This is a genomic window from Mycobacterium sp. (assembly GCF_049673265.1).
Classification (GTDB): Bacteria; Actinomycetota; Actinomycetes; order Mycobacteriales; family Mycobacteriaceae; genus Mycobacterium.
Genome location: NZ_JBATXN010000308.1, coordinates 1 through 4071 on the forward strand (window position 1 = coordinate 1; position 4071 = coordinate 4071).

At 64.9% G+C, this 4071-nt stretch carries 6 protein-coding genes; 4 read left to right on the plus strand and 2 right to left on the minus strand.

Annotation, left to right across the window (positions count from 1 at the left end):
* Positions 1-240: 240 nt before the first annotated feature.
* Positions 241-657 (minus strand): nitroreductase family deazaflavin-dependent oxidoreductase, encoded by a 417-nt coding sequence (locus WBF82_RS10850; RefSeq protein ID WP_424383044.1) that lies wholly within the window; start codon positions 655-657, stop codon positions 241-243.
* Positions 658-791: 134 nt separating this feature from the next.
* On the opposite strand from WBF82_RS10850, the gene WBF82_RS10855 reads away from it, so the two are divergent.
* From WBF82_RS10855 to WBF82_RS10870, 4 genes are all read left to right on the plus strand, one after another.
* Positions 792-1238 carry a nuclear transport factor 2 family protein gene (locus tag WBF82_RS10855; RefSeq protein ID WP_424383045.1) on the plus strand — a complete coding sequence of 149 codons (447 nt, stop codon included), beginning with the start codon at positions 792-794 and terminating at the stop codon, positions 1236-1238.
* The gene (locus WBF82_RS10860) at positions 1235-1600 is read left to right on the plus strand and encodes a VOC family protein (RefSeq protein WP_424383041.1); all 366 of its coding nucleotides are present in this window, start codon (positions 1235-1237) and stop codon (positions 1598-1600) included. The genes WBF82_RS10855 and WBF82_RS10860 overlap by 4 nt, the downstream gene beginning before the upstream one ends.
* Positions 1601-1603: 3 nt before the next feature.
* Positions 1604-2014 (plus strand): nuclear transport factor 2 family protein, encoded by a 411-nt coding sequence (locus WBF82_RS10865; protein ID WP_424383042.1) that lies wholly within the window; start codon positions 1604-1606, stop codon positions 2012-2014.
* 85 nt (positions 2015-2099) lie between these two features.
* Positions 2100-2918, plus strand: coding sequence for a polysaccharide deacetylase family protein (locus tag WBF82_RS10870; RefSeq protein WP_424383046.1), 819 nt, complete (start codon positions 2100-2102; stop codon positions 2916-2918).
* Between the two features lie 91 nt (positions 2919-3009).
* On the opposite strand, the gene WBF82_RS10875 is transcribed toward WBF82_RS10870, so the two are convergent.
* On the minus strand, positions 3010-4071 hold a 1062-nt coding region (locus tag WBF82_RS10875; protein WP_424383043.1), incomplete at its 5' end, for a PucR family transcriptional regulator.

A 4071-nucleotide genomic window follows, 5' to 3' on the forward strand; every position in this document is an offset into this window, starting at 1 on the left:
GGCGAGCTGGATGCCCATCGCGATCCCGCCGAGACCCGCGCCGACGATCGCCACCGTCGGCTTGTTCGGCGCTGTAGTCACAGGAAGGATTGTGCCTCACGAAGTCGAGTCACAGGAGTCACGGCCGCACCAAGAGCTGACCATGACATGTGGTTTGGAAACGAAGACACATGCGATATCAAAGCCGAAGAGAGAGTGGCCCCTTCCGACGGGACGGCTGAGGCTGATGAGCAACCCGGGTCAACGCGGCTGCAGGATCACCACTGGGATCTCGCGTTCGGTCCAGCTTTGGTAGGTGTCGAAGTCGGCGTAAAGCTCGACGAGCCGCGGCCAAAGCCGGCTTCGCTGCTGCGGATCTGCAGTCACCGCGTGTACCGGACGTCGCTGCGACCCGACCTGCGCGATCACATCCGGCTCGGCGACCAAATTGCGGTACCACTGTGGATTGTTGGGCAGCCCGCCCTGTGATGCGACGACTACCAGGTCTGGACCGTCGGCCAAATAAAGCAGCGGAATGGTGAACACCTTGCCCGATTTGCGGCCCCGATGCTCAAGAAGCAGCGTCGGCACCGGCTTTCGGAAGCCGGCGCCGATGCGCCACTTGCCGCCGATCCTGCCGTTCGTATGGCGATAAACCCACACCTGAGCCCGGCTCATATAACGAAAGATCTTGGGCAGCAACGGGGAATCCAGCTGGCCGGGCCGTTTGGGCGCCGCAGTCACGAAACCACCCCGTCCGGTAAGCCGCCAACGCGCGTGCCCGTACCCTAGCCGGTGAGGAGTCGATGACGGTGGAGACGTGGGAACTGGCGGCCCGTGAGCAGATCCGCGACACACTGGCCCGATACAACTGGGCCGGTGACGCCGGGCGTCTCGACGAACTTGCCGAGACCTTCTGCGCCGACGGCGTACTCGAGATTCGCGGCGCCGAAACCCTGCGCGGTCGATCAGAGATCGTCGCGTTCCTCAGCGGGGTCACCGGCAAGGTCGCCGCAAGCGCGGACGTCAAGCCGATCGTCCGGCACAACGTTGCGAACGTGCAGTTCGCCAACGTGACTCGCGACCAAGCGCACGTCTCGTGCTACTTCACCGTGGTCACCCATATCGGGCTCGACCATGCCGGCCGCTACCGCGACACCTTCGTGCCCGAGGGCAATACCTGGCTGATCAAGCACCGTAAGGTATCAACCGACTGGGCAGCCCCGGACTCGACGATGGCCGCTGGAGACAGGCGATGAGCCACAAAGCAACCGTGGAACTGGTGCTCGACTGTGCCGAGCCAAAGACGCTCGCAATTTTCTGGCGCGAGGCGCTCGACTATCGCGAGTACTACACCGACGCCGAGCTGGCTGTGCTCGTTCCCAAACAAGGCATCGCTTCACCGCTTCTGCTGCAGCGCGTACCCGAACCCAAAGCGGGCAAGAACCGCATGCACCTCGACATCGTGGTCGACGACATCGAGCCCGAGGTTGATCGGCTGGAGGCGCTGGGCGCTCATCGCATCGACGACGGCGTGCAGAGTTTCGGGGGAACCCGATGGGTGCGGATGTCGGACCCCGAGCAGAACGAGTTCTGCGTTTCCACCGGCGTGGAGTGGTAAGGCTTGATACCGCAAGGCATTTCAGATGATGCGCTGCTTGCGCAGGAGGCATGCTTCGCGCGAGCATTCGCTGACGGCGATCCGGCAGTCGCACGTGGCCTCTATCAGCCCGACGTGGTGTACGTGAGCCCGACGGTACGTCTCTTCGGTTGGCCGGCGCAGATCGACGGCGTCGAGCGCACCCTCGAGTTCATTGCGCTCACCATCCGCGACTGCCAAGCCATTCGCTACGAGGCGGTGGAGCACGCCATCACCCCTGGTGCCGACGCGGCGTTCGTGCGCGTGCAGTTCGACTGGACCCAGGGCGAACAACGCCTGCGCTCGACATACGTGGTGCTCTACCGCTACCGCGACGGCCGGATCGCGCGCCAGGAGCTGTACTACGACCCGAGCGGGACGCTGGAATCGAAGTGAATCGCTTCGGTCACGAAATGGAACACGCCGGGTACTGATCGGGGTTGTCCAGTCACCCGTGGCACCATAGCGTGTTGTGTCCGACCTGAACCGGCGCCTTTTTCTCGGGGCGCTTTCTGCCGCCGTTCTCGGCGGCGCGGGCATGGCGCGTGGGGTGTTCGCCGGTCCGCCACACAGCCCGACGGCCGCCGCTGCTGCACAGTCGCCACACCCAGCGGGCGGCAAGGTCTTTCCTGCTCCGTCGCCGCCGCAGCCGGCGCCCATCGTGCGGGTGCCGCTGCCTGGTGGCGGTGTGCTCACCAAGCTGCCCGGGGACGGCAATCTGCTGGCATTGACGCTTGATGACGGCGTGAACACCGACGTGGTGCGGCTCTACACCGAGTTCGCCCGGGATACCGGCGTAAGACTGACCTATTTCGTCAACGGCATGTACCGCTCGTGGACCGACAACCTGGCAGTGCTTCGGCCGTTGGTCGAATCCGGGCAGATTCAGCTGGGCAACCACACCTGGTCGCATCCGAACCTGACAAAGGTGCCCGCAAGTCGAGTGGCCCAAGAGATTTCCCGCAACGACGAATTCTTGAAAAGAACCTTCGGGGTGGCCGCGGGGCCGTACTTTCGGCCTCCCTACGGAAAGCACAACTCAACCGTCGATGCGGTGGCAGCCGATCTCGGCTACACGGCGATCACGCTGTGGTCGGGTTCGCTTGCGGATTCCACCGTGATCACCGAGGACTACATCGTCCAGATGGCCCGGAAATACTTCACTGGCCAGGCGATCGTGCTCGGACACCTCAACCACCCGCCGGTCACCCACGTCTACGCGCAACTCTGCGAAGTGATCCACGCCCGGAACCTACGAACCGTTACCTTGAACGACGTCTTTTTCGCACCGCAAAAATAGCGTCTGACGCTTGGTGGCAGGTCCAGGATTCGAACCTGGGTAGGCATACGCCGACGGATTTACAACCCATCCCCGTCGTTTGCCGCCCATATCAGCTAGCCGGCAGCGGGAGGTGACGCCGTAGCTCCAGGGCTAGCTCGACGGCGAGTCGTCGCTCGCCGGGCGCATAGCCGAGCAGTTCGGTCGCACGCGCTATCCGCTTGAGCACCGTGTTGCGGTGGGTATACAGGCGGGCCGCAGCGCGCGGTGCGTTGTCGGCCTCCTCAAGGTAGACACGCAGCGTTTCTCGCAGCCGGGCCGCGGCGGGGCTGTCCTCGGCAAGCCGGCCGAGAGTTGCCGCTACGAACTCGCCCGCCGCGCGTGGATCGTGTGCCGCGAGTGCTGTGACCTCAAGTTCCCGATAGGAACCGAAACGACCGCTTGCCGGGTTGCCCAGCAGCAGCCGATGCACGGTTAGCGCGGCGTCGTGGGTGGCGCGAAACCCTTCGATGCCCCGACGGGTCGGACCGACGACAGCGCGCACGTCTTCGGCTGATTGCCCAAGGGCTGCGCGAAGATCCTCGATGGCCGGTTCGCCGGGCGTGCCGATCCATGCCCACAGCGTCGTCGTTCCCGCCGGAAGGGTCAGCGGCCGTTGGGATCCCGCAGCCTGGGCCAGCAGCACCGCAGCCGACTCGAGCGCGCCGTGCGGCGCGACGGCCGACTCCGACCACACCACCAGCCCGGTATGCCAACGGTCCAGCTCGTAGCCGAGGCGGCGGCTCGCGGCGGTGGGGTCGATCGGGGCGCCGTCGAGGATCAATCGGATGGTTTCGGTGCGGCGTGCGAGCGCACCGCCGATTACCTCTTCGCGTTCGCGCTGGGCCTCGGCCAGCATGCGACCCAGTGTCTGGTCGATAAAGCGGAACGCGAGCGACAGCGACAGCTCGGTGACACCGATCAGCTCAGGCCCTGGCTCGACGACCTCATATGCGCAGGCTAGCCAGCGCTCAAGTCCAACCTGCTGGCCACGCCGATAACCCTCATAAATTCTGGCGAGGTCGATACCGCGGCGCACCACGGTGCGGGCGGCGTCAAGTGCCTCGGGTGGTATCGCATCCGATAGCGGGGATTGCGCCTGGCGCGCCACCGCCAGGAATCGCTGCCAGTTGCC

Excerpts from the sequence above, each read along its gene's own strand:
- WBF82_RS10850 (WP_424383044.1), bottom strand. The coding sequence starts at position 657 with ATGAGCCGGGCTCAGGTGTGGGTTTATCGCCATACGAACGGCAGGATC.
- WBF82_RS10860 (WP_424383041.1), top strand. The coding sequence starts at position 1,235 with ATGAGCCACAAAGCAACCGTGGAACTGGTGCTCGACTGTGCCGAGCCA.